15 protein-coding genes are annotated in these 18,332 nt (G+C 44.6%); 11 read left to right on the top strand and 4 right to left on the bottom strand.

Going from position 1 to position 18,332, the window contains the following annotated elements; genetic code table 11:
• The first annotated feature begins 41 nt into the window (after nt 1–41).
• The 6 genes from KGF88_RS03400 (at nt 42) to KGF88_RS03375 (ending at nt 8,997) form a co-directional block, all read left to right on the top strand.
• Nucleotides 42–2,186, top strand: coding sequence for a putative bifunctional diguanylate cyclase/phosphodiesterase (locus KGF88_RS03400; RefSeq protein ID WP_153826097.1), 2,145 nt, complete (start codon nt 42–44; stop codon nt 2,184–2,186).
• 28 nt (nt 2,187–2,214) lie between these two features.
• Nucleotides 2,215–3,858 carry an electron transfer flavoprotein-ubiquinone oxidoreductase gene (locus tag KGF88_RS03395; RefSeq protein WP_153826096.1) on the top strand — a complete coding sequence of 548 codons (1,644 nt, stop codon included), beginning with the start codon at nt 2,215–2,217 and terminating at the stop codon, nt 3,856–3,858.
• 107 nt (nt 3,859–3,965) lie between these two features.
• Complete coding sequence (locus KGF88_RS03390) at nt 3,966–4,376, top strand: H-NS family nucleoid-associated regulatory protein (RefSeq protein ID WP_153826095.1); 411 nt, start codon at nt 3,966–3,968, stop codon at nt 4,374–4,376.
• 100 nt (nt 4,377–4,476) lie between these two features.
• A complete protein-coding gene (gene tsaA, locus KGF88_RS03385) occupies nt 4,477–5,187 on the top strand; it encodes a tRNA (N6-threonylcarbamoyladenosine(37)-N6)-methyltransferase TrmO (RefSeq protein ID WP_153826094.1) in 711 nt (236 codons plus the stop codon).
• A gap of 87 nt (nt 5,188–5,274) precedes the next feature.
• Nucleotides 5,275–6,978, top strand: a complete 1,704-nt coding sequence (locus KGF88_RS03380) for a proline--tRNA ligase (RefSeq protein ID WP_153826093.1) — start codon at nt 5,275–5,277, stop codon at nt 6,976–6,978.
• Between the two features lie 192 nt (nt 6,979–7,170).
• Nucleotides 7,171–8,997: a long-chain-acyl-CoA synthetase gene (locus KGF88_RS03375; RefSeq protein ID WP_153826092.1), complete on the top strand. Its 1,827-nt coding sequence runs from the start codon at nt 7,171–7,173 to the stop codon at nt 8,995–8,997.
• Nucleotides 8,998–9,025: 28 nt separating this feature from the next.
• On the opposite strand, the gene KGF88_RS03370 is transcribed toward KGF88_RS03375, so the two are convergent.
• Together KGF88_RS03370 and KGF88_RS03365 are read right to left on the bottom strand one after the other, a co-directional pair.
• Entirely contained in the window at nt 9,026–9,298 is a 273-nt protein-coding gene (locus tag KGF88_RS03370) for a TIGR03643 family protein (protein WP_153826091.1), read from the bottom strand.
• A gap of 87 nt (nt 9,299–9,385) precedes the next feature.
• Nucleotides 9,386–10,231 carry a DMT family transporter gene (locus KGF88_RS03365; protein WP_162014497.1) on the bottom strand — a complete coding sequence of 282 codons (846 nt, stop codon included), beginning with the start codon at nt 10,229–10,231 and terminating at the stop codon, nt 9,386–9,388.
• A 108-nt stretch (nt 10,232–10,339) separates the two neighbouring features.
• Here KGF88_RS03365 and KGF88_RS03360 point away from each other — a divergent pair, with 108 nt between their 5' ends.
• The 5 genes from KGF88_RS03360 to KGF88_RS03340 all read left to right on the top strand — a co-directional run bounded on the left by KGF88_RS03360 (nt 10,340) and on the right by KGF88_RS03340 (nt 16,822).
• Nucleotides 10,340–11,239: a LysR substrate-binding domain-containing protein gene (locus KGF88_RS03360; protein ID WP_153826089.1), complete on the top strand. Its 900-nt coding sequence runs from the start codon at nt 10,340–10,342 to the stop codon at nt 11,237–11,239.
• Nucleotides 11,240–11,460: 221 nt separating this feature from the next.
• The gene (locus KGF88_RS03355; protein ID WP_257119962.1) at nt 11,461–12,396 is read left to right on the top strand and encodes a cytochrome P450; all 936 of its coding nucleotides are present in this window, start codon (nt 11,461–11,463) and stop codon (nt 12,394–12,396) included.
• 187 nt (nt 12,397–12,583) lie between these two features.
• The gene (gene katG / locus KGF88_RS03350) at nt 12,584–14,770 is read left to right on the top strand and encodes a catalase/peroxidase HPI (RefSeq protein WP_153826087.1); all 2,187 of its coding nucleotides are present in this window, start codon (nt 12,584–12,586) and stop codon (nt 14,768–14,770) included.
• A 72-nt stretch (nt 14,771–14,842) separates the two neighbouring features.
• Nucleotides 14,843–16,336 (top strand): protein adenylyltransferase SelO, encoded by a 1,494-nt coding sequence (locus KGF88_RS03345; protein WP_153826086.1) that lies wholly within the window; start codon nt 14,843–14,845, stop codon nt 16,334–16,336.
• A gap of 78 nt (nt 16,337–16,414) precedes the next feature.
• A complete protein-coding gene (locus KGF88_RS03340) occupies nt 16,415–16,822 on the top strand; it encodes a DUF4870 family protein (RefSeq protein ID WP_228759459.1) in 408 nt (135 codons plus the stop codon).
• A gap of 103 nt (nt 16,823–16,925) precedes the next feature.
• On the opposite strand, the gene KGF88_RS03335 is transcribed toward KGF88_RS03340, so the two are convergent.
• Together KGF88_RS03335 and rluF are read right to left on the bottom strand one after the other, a co-directional pair.
• Nucleotides 16,926–17,324, bottom strand: a complete 399-nt coding sequence (locus KGF88_RS03335; RefSeq protein WP_228759458.1) for a YchJ family protein — start codon at nt 17,322–17,324, stop codon at nt 16,926–16,928.
• Nucleotides 17,317–18,186, bottom strand: coding sequence for a 23S rRNA pseudouridine(2604) synthase RluF (gene rluF, locus KGF88_RS03330; RefSeq protein ID WP_153826085.1), 870 nt, complete (start codon nt 18,184–18,186; stop codon nt 17,317–17,319). The genes KGF88_RS03335 and rluF overlap by 8 nt, the downstream gene beginning before the upstream one ends.
• Nucleotides 18,187–18,332 lie beyond the last annotated feature (146 nt).

Genomic DNA, 18,332 nt, shown 5'->3' with positions numbered 1-18,332 from the left:
GGTCCTACTTTATTGTAGCAATTATCACTCTCGGGGTTACCATGCTGGCATGGCTAACCTTAGAGAGTTATGATCATTCGCGCATTCACCAACGTATTCAAGACGATGCACAGAGTGTTGAAAGCAACCTCAGAGCTAGCCTCATCAGACTCATGTACACTGCGGAAATCACCGGTGAATTGCTTCAGCAACCGTCTATTTCAGTGGTTGATGATCCTGGCCAAGCCATTAATGATATTCTAGCCGACTTTTATAAATCGGTTGAAGCCGTTATCTTAGTAGATGATGAGCTGAAAATTATCCAAACATACGGCTCGGTGAATGCTCATTTAGCTCAGCAGACCGAGTTATTGGTTAGCCCTGAAGATCGACTTCATATTCAGCAAAGTCAATTACAGCCCCTATTCGTGGATGGAAAAAACCTCGCTAACGATGCTCACCATTTTGCCCTAATTGTCCCTTTTAAAGATGGTTCCACGACCTATTTCATGGTTCTACTGGTTGATTTACAAGAGTTATTTGGTGAGACCATCAGGCACCATATTCAAGAAGGTAACCAAGTTAGCGTCATTCGTGACAATCAACCGATTTTTTCTTTCGCTGCTAACGATGAGCTACGCAATCTATGGGGAAAAGAATTTACGATAAGAATCGCTGACTCGCGTTTCTTATTTACCCTATGGCCAAGCCATGAGCGTTTTGAGCAACTTCATATTGTTCGACCTATTTACTTGCCGTTAGCTGCTTTATTCCTGCTGGGGCTTGGTTTTTTAGCAGCTTATGCCATTAATAAGCGCGAATTAAATATCAAGCGGCTAAATAACCAGCTTGCTGAATTGCAGCTTCATCTGCAAACCAAAAATGAGCTTCAGGCGAGGCTAGAGTTCTTGTCTGAACACGATGCTTTAACTGAATTACCGAATCGCAATGCACTCATTCGTTATTTAATACAGCACTTAGCCGAGCAACAAGCAGAATTAGGCAATACGCTAGTATTGCAATTAAATCTCGATCATTTTAAAGACATCAATAATGCCCTAGGTCACAAAATCGGTGATGAATTACTTCGACGCGTAGCTCATCGATTAGAACGGTTATCACTGCCAGGAAGTTACTTGGCGCGGTTAGGTGGTGATGAGTTTTTGTTAGTTAAAGCCGATGTGAATAGTAATGACAAGGCACATGAAATTGCGACCCTAGTCAATCAACAAATAGAACCTCAGTTTTTTATCAATAACCATGAGATTTATAGTTCATTTTCAATAGGTATGGCCTTTGCCAATGATGCGAATTACGATGCTGAAACTCTATTACGCCATGCTGATATTGCCCTAAATAAGGCTAAGCAAATTGGTTATCGCGGCGTATGTATTTATACCCAAGATCAGCAGTCAGAATTAAGTCAGCGGTTATACGTACTTGAACAATTACATGAAGCTATTGAGTCACAAAAATTGGAAGTTCACTATCAACCCATCTTTGACCTTCGTAGTAATCAAATTGTGTCGCTAGAGGGACTCTTGCGTTGGCGCCAACATGATGGTGACCTGGCATTTCCCGAATATTTTCTGCCACTCGTCGAAGATACAGGTTTGATTGTACGATTAACGGAAACTATTCTCAGAAAAATATTTAATCAATTTAAAACATGGCGTGATGGCGATTATCATGACTTAAGAATTGGAATAAATCTCTCAGGCAAACAGTTAGCACTACCTGAATTACCAGAGCTATTAAAGGAAAACTTGAGACGAACTAATATACCAGCTCAGTTGGTTTATATTGAGATTAGAGAAGAGCTTTACTGTTCTCACGCACAATTCGATGATGGGATATTAGTAACGCTTAAAAAACTTGGATTTAGATTAACCGTTGATGGCCTTGGATTAAATTATGCTTCGATTGCTGCGATGGAAAAATGCGTTCCCCATCAACTAAAAATCGGGCAGCCCCTCATTGAGAAGCTGCCCTACGATGTAATACAAAGCTTGATTACTGACACTATGATTAAATTTAGCCGGCACAAAGCGATTGAAATTAGCGCCGTAGGTGTAGAGAATCAGCAGCAAGTAGATTTCTTATTACAGCGTGATTGTGTATCGGCGCAAGGATATTTCCTTTCTCGTCCAGTTCCAGCCGAACAAGTTCAAAGTATTTTAGATGCTCAGATACAACAGCGTGGTTGAGCACACTAGTCAATAAAAGGAGTAGCAAATGCAACGCGAAAGTATGGAGTTTGATGTTGTTATTGTTGGAGCAGGTCCAGCAGGATTGAGTTGTGCTATTCGCTTGGCTCAACAAGCCAAAGAAAAACAACAAGAATTAATGATATGCGTTGTTGAAAAAGGTTCTGAGGTCGGTGCTCACATTTTATCAGGCGCCGTTTTTGAACCACGCGCATTAAATGAGTTATTGCCAAATTGGCAAGAATTGGGAGCGCCGCTGAACACTCCAGTCACGCACGACCAAATCATGCTCTTTAAAAACGCAGAAAAGGCAACTGAACTGCCCTCTTTCATGGTGCCTAAGACATTCCACAACCATGGTAACTACATTACTAGTATAGGTAATCTTTGTCGCTGGTTAGCCGAACAAGCCGAAGCATTGGGCGTTGAAATATTCCCTGGATTTCCAGCGGCCAGCATCATCATTGAAGAGCAACGTGTAGCTGGTGTAATTACTGGTGATATGGGCATTAACAGTAACGGCGAACAAAAACCAGGATTTGAACCCGGCATGGAGCTTCGTGCTAAATATACTGTTTTTGCCGAGGGAAGCCGTGGCCATCTAGGTAAGCAGTTACAGCAAGAATTTAAACTAGCCGAAGATTGCTCACCACAACATTATGCGATTGGTTTTAAAGAAATATGGGATATCCCAGCCGAGCAACATCAACCAGGGTTAGTTGTGCATAGCACCGGCTGGCCGCTCACCGACGAAGCAACCGGTGGAGGCTACCTTTACCATGCTGAAGATGGCCAAGTTTATGTAGGCCTGATTGTCGATCTAAACTACAAGAACCCCTATTTAAGCCCCTTTAACGAGTTTCAGCGATTTAAAACGCATCCCAAGATTGCTGCCACACTGAAGCAAGGTAAACGTGTTTCGTACGGAGCGAGAGCAATTACTAAAGGCGGCTTTCATAGCTTGCCGCGCATGACGGTTCCCGGTGGCATTTTAATAGGGTGTAATGCTGGCACGCTCAATTTTGCCAAAATCAAAGGCAATCACACTGCAATGAAATCTGGCATGTTGGCTGCCGAAAGTATTTTTAATGCGTTACATAACGATACCGAAGACCACGAATTAAAAGATTTTGAATCTCGTTTTAAAGAATCTTGGTTATATGATGAACTTTACCGCTCACGTAATTTTGGTCCGGCCGTTCATAAGTTTGGTACTTACCTTGGTGGCGCATATAACACCATCGATCAGAACTGGTTTGGCGGTAAGCTCCCATTCAACATTAAAGACCAGCATGAAGATCACGCTCAGTTAAAACTGGCGCGCGAATGCCAAGTCATTGAGTACGAAAAGCCTGATAACAAATTGACCTTTGATAGATTATCATCCGTTTTTTTATCGAATACTAATCATGAAGAAGATCAGCCATGTCATTTAAAGCTTAAGGATTCGAGCATTCCATTGAATGTGAATATGCCCAAATTCGCAGAGCCAGCTCAGCGCTACTGCCCTGCTGGCGTTTATGAAGTGGTAGAAGAAAATGGCAAAGATGTATTTAAGATAAATGCCCAGAATTGTATTCACTGCAAAACATGTGATATTAAAGATCCGTCGCAAAATATTACTTGGGTGACACCTGAAGGTACAGGTGGACCTAATTATCCTAATATGTAACAGCTTAGTTTTCATGTCCGAGAAATCGGACATGAAAATAAGATTGTCGTCGTAATAAAACTCGTATGTAATATCGCCTCATAACTTAATAAAGAGAGTTTCGTTTAATGAGTGAATTTATTTCTATATTAACCCACGGACGACGGTTAAAAGCTGCAATAAAAGAGTTATCGGTTGAAGAGTTAAAAGAAGTTCAGTTAAAGCTTGGGAAAATAATCGACGATCGGATTCAAGAAGAAGCAGAACTTCGTCAACAAGAAGCCGAAAAACTCGAGAAAATAGCGGCATTGAAAGCTGCTGTCGCTGATGCTGGTTTATCTCCGGAAGATCTGATGGATACTTCCTTTGCCGGTACCTCTGCCCACATAAAACGACCACGTTCGCCCAAGCCAGCAAAGTATACTTACACTGATGAGCATGGTGCACGTAAAACCTGGACGGGCCAAGGCCGCATGCCAAAAGCTATCGTAAAGGCGCTAGCCGAAGGTGCCAGCTTAGAACAGTTTTTAATAAAATAGATAAACCCGAACTGGCACTTATAAGCATACCTAGTGATGCAAATAGAGTGCCAGTAACACAAGCCTCAGTAGTCCTACCTTAAGGGGCTAGCATAGCTTCATGAAACACCATCAAATAGAAATCATAGGTAAGGTACATTCGCCCTACCAACAAAAATTTGCTGTTCCTCGACAACCGGGACTGGTTCGCGCTGCTACCACTACCATTGAACTGACAGGCCCTTATAGCCAGCCTGATTGCTGCCGAGGGTTGCTCGATTTTTCTCATATTTGGGTCATCTTTGTTTTTCATCAGACCGTTGCAAGCGGTTGGAAACCGTTGGTGAGGCCACCGCGATTAGGCGGTAATCAACGTAAGGGCGTTTTCGCTACCAGAGCGACCTATCGCCCCAATGGCCTGGGGATGTCGGTGGTAAAACTGCTGAGCATTGATTACCACAGCGGTAGCACGTGGATTACCGTTGAAGGTGCGGATTGGGTAGATGAAACTCCGGTGGTCGATATTAAGCCTTATTTACCCTACGCTGATAGTGTTATCGATGCTCAAGGTGGCTTTGCCGATAATCGCCCTACTACCGAATTAGAGACTCATTTCAGTGAACAAGCCATACAAGACCTAGCCTTACTTGCTGACGATTATCCAAACCTAAAAGAATTGATCGGGCAAGTGTTAGAACAGGATCCACGTCCTGCTTATAACAAAGCAGCTCATCAAGAGAAAATCTATGGTATGGCGCTTTATGATTTAAATATTAAGTGGCGGGTCAAGCAACAGCAAAATATAGTCTTAAGCGTCACTAAAACCTTTTGACTTAGCCCCGCTGCTGGTAGAATTCTATCCATTACTTAACTACTATAAGCGCTTTAATTAGCTCCTAGTTGGAACTTTGAGGGACACATGCGTACTAGCCAATACTTACTTGGAACACTAAAAGAAACACCTGCTGATGCCGAAGTTATTAGCCATCAATTAATGCTTCGCGCCGGTATGATTCGCAAAGTAGCTGCTGGTCTTTATACTTGGACACCAACAGGTTTACGAGTTTTGCGTAAAGTAGAGCGTGTAGTCAGAGAAGAAATGGAACGCGTTGGTGCGCTAGAAGTATTAATGCCTATGGTTCAACCCGCTGATTTATGGCAAGAATCTGGTCGCTGGGAAGATTATGGTCCTGAACTACTTAGATTGAAAGATCGTAGTCATCGTGATTTTGTGCTGGGCCCCACACACGAAGAAGTCATTGCTGAACTCGTTCGAAAAGAAATCAATAGTTATAAGCAATTGCCTATGAACTTATTCCAGATCCAGACTAAATTTCGAGATGAAATTAGACCTCGTTTTGGCGTCATGCGGGCGCGTGAATTTATCATGAAAGATGCTTATTCCTTTCACTTGGACCAAGCTAGTCTTCAAGAAACTTACGACGCAATGCATGCTGCTTACTGTCGTATCTTCGAGCGTTTAAACCTAGATTATCGCCCTGTTATCGCTGATACAGGCTCCATTGGCGGTCACTCCTCTCACGAGTTTCACGTATTGGCTGACTCTGGTGAAGATGATATTGCATTCTCTGATAGCTCTGATTACGCCGCGAACGTTGAAATGGCCGAAGCTATAACACTTCTAGCCGAGCCACCGGCAGCAACCGCAGCTATGGAGAAAGTCGCCACCCCAAATGTTAAAACTATTGCTAGCCTAGTTGATGAGTTTGGTATCGCCATAGAACAGACCGTAAAAACTCTTATTGTCCATGGCTGTACCGAAGGGTCGCTAGTTGCACTTATGATACGAGGCGATCATCAGTTGAATGAAATAAAAGCAGCAAAACTGCCACAGATCGCATCACCGCTCGTGTTCGCAAATGAAGAAGACATTGTGGCTGCCATTGGCGCAGGCCCGGGCTCTCTTGGTCCTGTTGGGCTTCCAATCCCCTTGGTTATAGATCGCAGTGTTGCAGCTATGGCAGATTTTGCTGCAGGCGCTAACGATGATGGCTATCATTACTTCAATATCAATTGGAACCGTGATGTTCCGCTACCAGAAGTAGCAGATATCCGCAACGTGGTTACAGGCGATCCTAGCCCCTGTGGTAAAGGTAACCTTTTGATTAAACGCGGTATTGAGGTGGGTCATATCTTCCAATTAGGGAAGAAATACTCAGATGCAATGAAAGTTGGTGTCCTTACTGATAGCGGTAAACATGAAACGTTAATGATGGGATGCTACGGTATTGGAGTTTCTCGAATTGTCGCAGCAGCGATTGAGCAGAACCATGATCAATTCGGTATCAAATGGCCAACGGCACTAGCTCCTTTCCAAGTAGTAATCGTACCCATGAATATGCACAAATCGTCACGAGTACAAGATACTGCAGAAAAATTGTATAAAGACCTTCAAGCACATCATGTAGATGTACTTTTTGATGACCGAAAGGAAAGACCCGGCGTTATGTTTGCGGATATGGAGTTGATTGGAATTCCTCACCAATTAGTGATTGGCGAGCGTAACCTTGATGAAGGTTTGATTGAATACAAAAACCGAACAACTGGTGCAAAACAAACTATCGCGATTGATGATGTTGTTAGTTTTCTTATGTCGCAATAAGTTTTAAAACCGGCCCGCAAGCCACAAGAACCAGATAAAAGCAAAGCCCTGCAGCTGAATCAGCTGCAGGGCTTTCAATTTAAGTCAGATCACTAGGGCAACTATTAAGCAAAAATTACGCTGGCCAGCTATGGAAATAACATCAGTATTAGCGCTAATATAAAGTTAATCATACCAACTAAACCTTTAACCATGGATAAAAATAATAACAATACGATTTCATGGAAAATGATGTTAGAGGCTTTGATTAAATTCATCCCTCGTTTACCTATTTTTTTCTGCACTCTTGTTAAATTAGCATGGGCTAAAAAACATCACCGTGGCTCTACGGGATGGTTTCTACAGCAAGCAGCTCGCCGATATCCCAAACGTATTTTTTTGAAGACTCATGAGGGCAACTTTACTTACGAAGAATTCAACAACTGGGTTAATCAATTAGCCCACGCACTTGCTACCTATGGTATCAAGGACGGTGATTGTGTCGCGTTACTTTTTAATAATTCGGCTGCACAGCTAGCTTGGGCATTTGCAATCAATAAACTTGGAGCAATAGCTGGCATGCTTAATTCAAAACAACGACAAGAAGCTCTCGCGCATAGTATTAAGGTATTGCAGCCCAAGTTATTAATCAGCCAAAGTGCTTACGCCGAGGATGTAGCAATTCTTAACCTAGATCTTCAATGTGCACTTGATTCTAGAGTGGAATGGAACCAATTAAGCGCTGCCGCGCAAGCTTGTTTTTCCACTGATTTAACGCCCCTAATTAAGCCTGAACATCAACATAATCCAAGCCAAACCGAGACCATTACTTTAGCTCAGCATTGTTTTTATGTGCTTACTTCTGGCACTACCGGTTTACCTAAAGCTGCAGCCATGACCCATTTTCGCTGGTATAAAGCCGGTATCGGCTTCGGCCATATGGCGCTGAGATTGAAACAACAAGATACCCTCTACAACACCCTGCCGCTTTATCATAATACGGCTTTATCCATAGCATTAAGTGCCGTGGTCATGAGTGGTAGTTCGATGGCATTATCTGAACGATTCAGTGCCTCAGGGTTTTGGCAGGATATCAAAGATTTTCAAGCCTCCGTTTTTGTTTATGTGGGAGAAATGTGCCGGTACTTACTAAATCAGCCGACACAAGCCAGTGATAACCAGCATGGTATTCGTGCCATTATTGGTAACGGGATAAGAGCTGAAATCTGGGATGAGTTACAGCAACGTTTTGGTATTCGTCATATTTGCGAACTATACGGTGCTAGCGAAGGCAATGTAGGCTTTGTTAACGCCTTCAACTTAAAACGTACTGTCGGTTTTTCACCCATGACATATGCTGTTGTCGCATTTGATTTTGAACGCGAAATACCAGTACAAGATGATCTCGGCTATTTACAACCCGTAGCAAAAGGTGACGTTGGCCTTTTACTAACAAAGGTTTCATCGAAAGCTCCCTTTGATGGTTACACGAATAATCCCCAAGCTAATGCTGAAAAATTACTGGCAGATGTTTTTAAACCCGGCGATTGTTGGTTCAATACGGGTGACCTCGTTCGACACCAAGGGTTTCGCCATATAGCCTTTGTCGACAGAACAGGTGAAACCTTCAGATGGAAGTCAGAAAACGTTGCCACCACAGAAGTTGAGGCTCAAGTAGCTCGTGTTACCGATATCATTGAAGCTGTAGCCTACGGTGTAAAAGTACCCCATGCCGAGGGTAAAGCGGGGATGGTTAGTCTTGTTCTAGCACAGGGTCGAGAGTTCAATCCTCAAGACTTCTTTCAAACCATCCGCAAGCACTTACCCGAATATGCGTTACCTCGCTTTATTCGGCTTCGTCAACATCACGAGCTGACGACTACTTTCAAGATGATGAAAACTCAATTGAAGAAAGAAAGCTTTAGTTTAGCCAAGGTTACCGATCCCCTGTATGTGTTAGTTGATTTGAAACATGGATATCAGCCCCTTAATACCCAGCTTTATGAGGCGATCCATCAAGGTTTAATCCAACTAAAATAGAACAACCCAACAGGTTTATAAACACTCATTAACGCTTATATTGAGTCGGACAGTAAGCTCGGCTTACAGCGGGGTCTCGTAAGCGCTCATGCTTAGTGACACGACCACTAACCCGTTGACGCCACAATTTAAAACTAGAAAATTTGAGTTGCCGCCGCATGAGCGAGATAACAGCTTGCTCATCCATACCGTATAGAGTTTTGATTGCCTCAAACGGAGTTCGGTCTTCCCATGCCATCTCGATAATTCGTGATAATTCTGAAGGTTCAAGCTGATAATCCCAGTTATTCCCTTTACTCATACTTGTTTGCTCTTTTGTGATGCTTCCCACCACAATTACGCTCAAGCTTTATTTTTAGATTAGTTATCAAGTATCACTTACTGCCTACTAGCTCGACTTTCCCTGACGCCAAGTGAGTAGTGTAAGAGGAATAACAATTAATAGACTCCCTAGATAAAAACGTAAATCGGGTTGCTCGGCAAAAAACACGAATCCTAAAAGAACGGCACCAATCAATCCTGTGTATTCAGCACTGGTTATCTTATTACTATCGGCAGCTCGGTATGCATACACGCATGTTGCCGCATAAATCATCGCAAAGCAGCTCGACCCTATAGCTAACCAAAATAAGTACCAATCAAAAGTAGCCCCCTCAATAAGGGTCAACACCAAGGTGGTAGGAATACCAAGTATGTTAGTCAGATAAAGAGTATCAATGATGCTATGTTCGACCGGCAGTTTCTTAATCAGTAGATTATTTATAGCTAAACTTGCAGCCACCACCAACGCCGCCAAAACAAAGATATTTCCCTCACTAGGATTAACAATAACTAATACGCCAAGCATACCTAAAGCCGCTGTGCCTAATGACCAGAGAGTAACCTTTTCTTTGAAAAAAACACGTGCAAATACCACTGTAATCAGTGGTGCTGCATAAAAAATAGCATTCGCAGTAGCCAAGGGTAAGGTCGTTAGTGAAATAACCATAAATACCGCGCCAAATAAGAAGATATGAGCACGAGTGGCATGCCAGCGTAATTTTTGAGGTAGTAACGGTCGACGTAAATAAAGCATCACAGGTAGTAATAACAAAGCTGCACTTAATTGGCGCAGCAGCACAAACTGAAAGGGTGCTTCAAAGCCATCAAGTAACTTAATTAAGGAGTCAGATAAAATCGCAATATTGTTGCCAAAAATTAATAACAACACGGCTAGAATAAGCGAACGATCCACGACTAACTCCTCTTTAACTAACAGACTTTGGCTTGTTGTTAGATTGTACTATCGTGGTGATATTACTTATAATGATATTAATTAAAATAACTATGAGATTTTTGGATAATGAGTATCCCTTTACGCGCTATTCACTATTTTGTTGAAGCGGCTCGTGCTCAAAGCTTTTCTTTGGCGTCCCAGCGCTTACATGTCTCGCAGAGTGCTGTAAGCCACCAAATAAAAGGGCTTGAGGATTTCCTCGGGCATCCATTATTTGTCCGCAGAGGGCGAGATATCTTGCTTACGGCTTTAGGTGAGCAATATCTACAACAAGTGGCACCAGCCATTGATACTATCAGTCACGCCAGTATCGATATGAAGCAACAAAAATCTCGGCAGCTAAAACTAGCGTTGCATGGCTCGTTAGCGGTCAAGTGGCTGATTCCAGCATTAGATGACTTTCGCCTGCGTTATCCTAATATTGATCTATCACTGCAAATGCTCACTCAAGACGGACGTTTTGATACACAGTTTGCCGATTGTTTTATTACGACTCAACCACCACGCACCGGCTTTGCTCAATATCATTTATACGATGAGAGACTCAAACCCTATTGTGCCAAACCCCTTTGGAGCGAAGCACAGCAATTGCGAGAGCCTCATTTATTAACGCAATTCCCATTATTGTCGGCCGCATCTGTATTCAGTTCCAACCAGCCCGGCGAGGATTGGCGACGGTGGTTTGCTGCGGTTCAGCAACCCTTACCACCTCATACTAAAATTCATCACTTTAGTCATGTTTTATTAGCGGTTGAAGCGGCTAAATATGGCCAAGGAATTGCCCTACTCAATGAATTTATGACCAGTACTGCTGAGCGTGCCGATAGCTTGTACGAATTGCCTTTACATAGTATCCGCACCGACGATAGCTTTTACTTTGTTTATCCAAATCAAGCAGCTAAGCGGATTGGTCTTGAAGCTTTAGGTAAGTGGTTAGTTGCGCTTTGCAAAGAAAAAAGTTTGTGATCATGATCTAGGTCAATTGGTTTGACCAAAATACGAAAAGCTCACTTGTAAACAAGTCTGTAGTGCGGATAATGAAGTCTCGATCATTAAGGAGGCTTAATATGTCTTAATCCGCAACGTCGCAAGTAACTGTCACCTGTCACGCTGATGCTATGCAAGTCTTGTCTAAGCCTCAGCTTTTTAGCAATCAGGTATCGCAACATCTCTCAGTACCGAACGGCATGGATGATGAGCAGCATCAAACCTATCGGCAACTGATTGAGCCTTTTTTTTCAACGACTGCCATCGCTCAGTTTCAGCCCGCTTGTCGTGCTTTGATAGAGCGCCAAATAGCAGCCTTAGTTGACCACGCAGATGGTATGACTATCGATTTTATCACAGCTTTTGCTCGTCCCTTTGCGTTGGATATTCAATGGCTTTTTATGGGTTGGCCAGACGATTACAAACCGCTTATTGAGGCTTGGTTACAAGCCCAACAGCAGGCGCAACGCCAACAAGATAAATCGGCTATGGTAATGCTTGCGGCCGAATTTGAGCAACACATAGCCACGTTGGCCAAGCTAGCTCAACAACAGTCACAACCAACGGTGATGCGTCAACTCACCGAATTAAGGATTCACGGCCGAGCACTTAGTTTAGCCGAATTAACCAGCTTAATTCGAAACTGGACGGTAGGAGAATTAGCAACCATTACCGCCAGTGTCGGTCTTATAACCGGCTATTTGGCGCAACATCCGCAGCTCCAACAGCAGCTACGCAACAACGACTTACCGCTGCGCGAAAGTATTGATGAAATACTACGTATTCATGCGCCCTTGCCTAGTAATCGACGACGCACTCGTTGTCCTGTACAACTTGCTCAGCAAGAGCTTCCTTCAGCAACTCCGATAACCCTAGTATGGCCAGAAATACAGCGGGATGCTGCCGTTTTTCCACAGCCATTGACATTCAATCCGCAGCAAAATGCCGCACATAACTTACTTTATGGTGCTGGAGTTCATGTCTGCCCCGGTAAACCCTTAGCCCAACTGGAACTAGAAACATTTACACGTATTTTGCTAGAGCGGGTATCCTGTCTAGAATTAGCCGGCCAGCCAACATGGTCTAACTACCCTGCTACCGGCTTTAGCGCGTTACCGCTGAGACTAAGTGCTTAAGTTGTCATCAAAAAAGCCTATCTCAGTCATCGATAATTCTAGCTATCTAACTTGTGTGTGGGGCGCTATAGTCTATAGTCATAAAGTGCAGTGAATGGTGCTGATCCTTTGTATTATCGGATACTTAGATGCACCACAAGCTAATTTCGTCAGAGTTCTTTGCAGCTCAAAATGAAGAGGAACAGCTATGGATAATAAATCAGCTTCAAGTGGCAAATGCCCCGTGATGCATGGTGGCAATACCAGCTCGAGTAAAACAGTGATGGAGTGGTGGCCTAATGCTCTTAATCTCGACATCTTGCATCAGCATGATAGCAAGACTAACCCGATGGGAGCAGACTTTAATTATGCCGAAGAATTTAAAAAATTAGACTTAGCAGCTGTTAAAAATGATCTGAAAGCACTCATGACCGACAGCCAAGAGTGGTGGCCAGCTGACTGGGGTCATTATGGTGGTCTTATGATCCGCATGGCGTGGCACTCGGCTGGTACTTATCGTACCGCGGATGGTCGTGGTGGCGGTGGTACCGGCAATCAGCGCTTTGCTCCCTTAAACAGTTGGCCAGATAACGTCAACCTTGATAAAGCACGTCGCTTATTGTGGCCTATCAAGAAAAAATACGGCAACAAATTGTCGTGGGCGGATCTTATGATTCTGGCAGGAACCATGGCTTATGAGTCAATGGGGCTTAAATCTTATGGCTTTGCTGGCGGCCGCGCTGATATTTGGCATCCTGAAAAAGATATTTATTGGGGTTCTGAAAAAGAATGGTTAGCTGAAACGGCGCAACGTTACAGTGACGATCAAGACCGTGATAGCTTAGAAAACCCTCTAGCAGCAGTGCAAATGGGATTAATTTACGTGAACCCTGAAGGGGTTGATGGCAAGCCGGATCCATTACGCACAGCTCATGATGTCCGCCGCACATTTGCACGGATGGCGATGAACGATGAAGAAACCTGTGCTCTTACCGCTGGTGGGCATACTGTGGGCAAATGTCACGGCAATGGCGATGCTACTAAGTTAGGTGCTGAGCCTGAAGCGGCTGATGTAACCGAGCAAGGCTTAGGCTGGAAAAACCCAGCCGGTAAAGGTCACAGTGGAAATACGATTACCAGCGGCATTGAAGGGGCTTGGACCACCCATCCAACGCAGTGGGATAACGGCTACTTCTATCTCTTGCTGAACTATGACTGGGAATTAAAGAAAAGCCCAGCCGGTGCTTGGCAGTGGGAACCCATCAATATTAAAGAAGAAGATAAACCAGTTGCTGCCCATGACCCTAGCAAGCGTTATAACCCAATTATGACCGATGCCGACATGGCCATGAAAATGGACCCTGACTATCGTAAGATTTCAGAGCGGTTCTATAACGATCCTGAATACTTCTCTGAAGTGTTTGCCCGTGCTTGGTTTAAATTAACGCACCGAGATCTAGGACCAAAATCTCGCTACCTAGGCCCTGATGTACCGGCTGAAGACTTGATCTGGCAAGATCCTATTCCTGCGGTTGATTACAGCCTCAACGATACCGACATTGCCGAGCTTAAACAGCAACTTCTTAGTAGCGGCTTAAGTACAAATGAACTGGTAGCGACGGCTTGGGATAGCGCTCGTACTTTCCGCGGCTCGGATTATCGTGGCGGAGCTAATGGTGCGCGAATTCGTTTAGCACCGCAAAAAGATTGGGAGGGAAATGAGCCTGAACGTCTCCAGAAGGTACTAAAAGTACTCGAGAGTATTCAAGCCGGCTTCCATAAACCAATTAGTTTAGCGGATCTTATTGTCTTAGGTGGTACTGCAGCGGTTGAGCAAGCCGCACATGCAGCGGGGGTCGATATCAAGGTACCTTTTGCCCCAGGTCGCGGCGATGCAACCGATGAGATGACTGATGCAGAGAGCTTCGAGCCACTAGAGCCTGTGCATGATGCTTATCGTAACTACGTGAAAAAAGATTACGTAGTAGCACCCGAAGAACTCATGTTAGACCGCACCCAACTCATGGGCCTAACAGCACCTGAGATGACGGTTTTAGTTGGTGGCATGAGAGTACTAGGCACCAATTTTGGTGGTACCAAACATGGTGTATTTACTGACCGTGAAGGTATCTTAAGCAATGACTTTTTTGTTACCTTAACTGATATGTCCTATACATGGGAGCCCGCTGGTAAGAATCTTTACCACATTAAGGAGCGTGCGACCGGAGCTACCAAGTATTCCGCAACACGAGTTGATTTAGTCTTTGGTTCTAACTCAATCTTACGCAGTTATGCAGAGGTTTATGCGCAAGATGACGCACAAGAAAAATTTGTGCATGACTTTGTGAAAGCTTGGACCAAAGTCATGAATGCAGATCGCTTCGATTTAATCTAAATCGACAATGCGCTAAGCTAGAACCCGCGTTGGCAAAACCATCGCGGGTTTTTTAATAGATAGAGGCCTATCATGTCAGCGTCATTTACTACCGAACTCAGTTATTGTCAGCTAGCCAATGAATTTTCGACGAGTTGCTCACCCAGCCCAGTATCGGCGCCACAATGGCTAGCTTTTAATCAGCCATTAGCGGCTGAGCTTAGCTTACCCGAAGCTTTTTGGGGGACTGAAGCCGGCTTGCAACTCTTTGCTGGTAACCAACTGCCGGACTGGGCCCAGCCCCATGCGCTCGCCTACAGTGGTCATCAATTTGGTCATTTTAACCCGCATTTAGGTGATGGCCGCGCCATTTTACTGACGGAAATCGTGACCCCTGAGGGACAACGTTTTGATCTGCAGCTAAAAGGCAGTGGCCGCACCCCCTACTCTCGCCGCGGCGATGGCCGCTCTGCCATCGGCCCAGTGATACGAGAGTACTTAGTTAGCGAAGCCATGCATCATTTAGGCGTACCTACGACGCGGGCGTTGGCTGCAGTCGCGACAGGCGATTGGGTACAGCGTGAACAAGCCCAACCCGGCGCAATTTTGGCACGCGTAGCGCGCAGCCATTTACGTGTAGGTACCGCCCAATATGTCTTAAATTTAAATAGTGCGGCTAAGCTTAAAAGCTTTGCCGATTACCTTATTGAACGGCATTACCCAGAGATTATACTCCAACATGCGCCTGGTTTTGCTCGCTATGATGCGCTCCTTAGCGCAGTTATCGAAAGCCAAGCACAATTAATTGCACGATGGATGAGTTTGGGTTTTATCCATGGCGTTATGAACACAGATAACATGAGCTTAGTTGGTGACACTATTGACTACGGCCCCTGTGCCTTTATGGAAGCCTACAACGAACACCAAGTGTTTAGCTTTATTGATAAACAAGGGCGCTACGCCTACGCCAATCAACCTGCAATGGCACAATGGAACCTAGCTCGGTTTGCCGAAACCTTGCTACCTATCATGACCGCTAACGATGCACCTGAACCAGAAGCAGCCATCGCTGCTACCATAGAAAGAGCTACCGAGCTGGTCATGGGCTTTAGTGACAAGTACCAACAGTATTATCAAGCTTACTTTAGCGCTAAAATCGGGCTTAGCCCAGACCATCCAGACGCCAGCAACTTAGTTCAACAGCTACTTGCGATAATGCAACAGCAGCACATTGATTTCACCCTCGCATTTCGTTACCTAGGAGATACGGAGCCAAATCGACGCAATCAACTGTTTAGTGATAGTGCGTCATGGTTAACTTGGCAACAGCAATGGCAGCACGCGACTGCGAGTATTCCGGCGCATCAATTACAGCGCCAACTTAATGAGGTTAATCCAGCTCTGATACCGCGCAACCATTTAATTGAAGCCTGTATTAGTGAGGTAGTTAAGACAGGTTCCCTTGCTCAATTTGTTCGATTACAGCAAGCCTTCGCACAGCCATACCAAGAACGAGCAGAGTACGCAGATTTAATGCCGCCGGCTACTGCGAGCCAGCAGGTTACCACAACCTTTTGTGGTACCTGAAAAAAAGCTGGATTGTTCTAAACAGTTTGGTTATCCTTGCAAACGCAGTAACAACATTATAACAAGGAGTTTTAGCTTATGACTGAGCAATCAAACACGACAGGACAACCGAACCCAGAACCAGCAGTCACAATGAATTCAACAACAGTTCATGCCACTAATACTGTAGATCAAGACCAGAATAAAACCCTGACACTGGTCATTTATATTCTGCAATTAGTGTCTTGCTTTGTTGGCTTCACCAGCATTGTGGGTATTATTATTAACTACATTAAACGAGCTGAAGTTCGTGGCACTTACTTAGAGTCACACTTTACTTGGCAAATTCGCACCTTTTGGTGGATGTTAGTGTGGTCGCTCATTGGTTTAGTCACTACCTTCTTTGGCATCGGCTTTATCGTGCTATTGGTCGCAGCCGTCTGGTTTATCTATCGCGCCGTACGTGGCTTACTAAACTTGAACGATAACAAACCTATGCCGGTATAAGTTACTTACTTACGTTTCTAACTTTTGACCAAATCTCCCAGCAGTTGCAATGCATGTGGTTGTTTTGCACTGCTGGTTTTATCACCGCCGCGGCAAAGCTATTTTAGTGTTCAACGGAAATAGCGTTTAAGTACCACCAGCGGCCCTGTTCTCTAATAAATTCAGACTCTTCTTCCATTTCTGCAATACCATCTTCAGCTGCGAAATAAGCGATAAAGTGCACGTAACCACGATTTCCTTGGCTACCACTAGCAATGATTTGTAACTGAAGCCAAACCGGATTATCACTGAGTTCTAACTGCTCTGGTCGAGTGGAGGGATGCCAAGTAGCAGCAATATATTCCACTAGGTTGCGAGCAAATGCACTGTAGCGAGACCGCATCAGTTGCTCTGCTGTGCGTGGCAACTTGGTGCCAGTATGAAAAGGCCCACAGCAATTGGCATATTTTCCGCCACCGCAGGGGCACTTCTTACCCATATTCTTGGCTGGAAGATTAATCATAGCGACCACCTCGTCGGTTCTTGCGTGAGGCCGCAGAAGCTTGACGCTCTGAGCGCGAACCCGCTGATGCTGAAGCGACTTTCTGCGGCTTCGGGCGCCGACTTTTATGTCCCTCTGGTGCTAATCCAGTAGAGCCTTCAATGGCCGCCATAATATCAGCCAACTCGGCAGCATTTAGATTGCGCCATTGACCCACTTGAAGAGCACCTAGACGCACGTTCATAATGCGAGTTCGCTCTAATTTACGCACCTCGTAGCCGAAGTATTCACACATCCGACGAATCTGTCGATTCATACCCTCAACTAGCGTTAACCGAAACACAAACGACGACAGTTGCTGTACCTTACAACGCTTGGTCATGGTTCCTAAAATAGGTACACCGTTAGCCATTCCCTTGATAAAATCGGCGGTAATAGGCTTATGAACCGTCACCACGTACTCTTTTTCGTGGCGGTTACCCGCACGCAATATTTTGTTAACGAGATCGCCATTGCTGGTAAGAAATATCAGCCCCTGCGAGTCTTTATCTAACCGGCCAATGGGAAAGATCCGCTCTTTGTGGCCGACAAATTTTTGGATATTCTTAGGCTCAGCTGAATCGGTTGTGCTTACAATACCAACGGGCTTATTTAACGCAATGAAAACGAACTTATCTTTATTTTGAGCTGCTACTAGGCGGCCATTCACTCGCACTTCGTCGCTAGGCCCCACCTTGTCACCCACCACCGCAGGACGACCGTTAAGTGTCACTTGGCCTTGCTCAATAAAGCGATCTGCCTCGCGGCGTGAGCACATACCACTTTCGCTGATGAATTTATTGAGACGCACGGCATCACGTGGAGATGATTGGTTGACTTGCATAGGTTAAAAAGCACCTTAATAGACGAAGATATCCGCTAAAGTGTATCAGAATCCGTGCCTTTAGATGAACTAAAAGCGACTAGCCAACAACAATCCATTCGCGCTTGTTGGCTAGCCTAGTAACACCGCTAAGCCCCGGTGTTGTG

This window comes from Idiomarina loihiensis (assembly GCF_024584785.1).
GTDB lineage: Bacteria > Pseudomonadota > Gammaproteobacteria > Enterobacterales > Alteromonadaceae > Pseudidiomarina > Pseudidiomarina fusca.
Note: the sequence above shows the minus strand (reverse complement) of the source record. Positions and strands in the feature narration are given on the sequence as shown.

Coding starts and splice junctions, on each gene's coding strand:
- KGF88_RS03400 (WP_153826097.1), top strand. CDS start 42: ATGCTGGCATGGCTAACCTTAGAGAGTTATGATCATTCGCGCATTCAC.
- KGF88_RS03395 (WP_153826096.1), top strand. CDS start 2,215: ATGCAACGCGAAAGTATGGAGTTTGATGTTGTTATTGTTGGAGCAGGT.
- KGF88_RS03390 (WP_153826095.1), top strand. CDS start 3,966: ATGAGTGAATTTATTTCTATATTAACCCACGGACGACGGTTAAAAGCT.
- tsaA (WP_153826094.1), top strand. CDS start 4,477: ATGAAACACCATCAAATAGAAATCATAGGTAAGGTACATTCGCCCTAC.
- KGF88_RS03380 (WP_153826093.1), top strand. CDS start 5,275: ATGCGTACTAGCCAATACTTACTTGGAACACTAAAAGAAACACCTGCT.
- KGF88_RS03375 (WP_153826092.1), top strand. CDS start 7,171: ATGGATAAAAATAATAACAATACGATTTCATGGAAAATGATGTTAGAG.
- KGF88_RS03370 (WP_153826091.1), bottom strand. CDS start 9,298: ATGAGTAAAGGGAATAACTGGGATTATCAGCTTGAACCTTCAGAATTA.
- KGF88_RS03360 (WP_153826089.1), top strand. CDS start 10,340: ATGAGTATCCCTTTACGCGCTATTCACTATTTTGTTGAAGCGGCTCGT.
- KGF88_RS03355 (WP_257119962.1), top strand. CDS start 11,461: ATGGATGATGAGCAGCATCAAACCTATCGGCAACTGATTGAGCCTTTT.
- katG (WP_153826087.1), top strand. CDS start 12,584: ATGGATAATAAATCAGCTTCAAGTGGCAAATGCCCCGTGATGCATGGT.
- KGF88_RS03345 (WP_153826086.1), top strand. CDS start 14,843: ATGTCAGCGTCATTTACTACCGAACTCAGTTATTGTCAGCTAGCCAAT.
- KGF88_RS03340 (WP_228759459.1), top strand. CDS start 16,415: ATGACTGAGCAATCAAACACGACAGGACAACCGAACCCAGAACCAGCA.
- KGF88_RS03335 (WP_228759458.1), bottom strand. CDS start 17,324: ATGATTAATCTTCCAGCCAAGAATATGGGTAAGAAGTGCCCCTGCGGT.
- rluF (WP_153826085.1), bottom strand. CDS start 18,186: ATGCAAGTCAACCAATCATCTCCACGTGATGCCGTGCGTCTCAATAAA.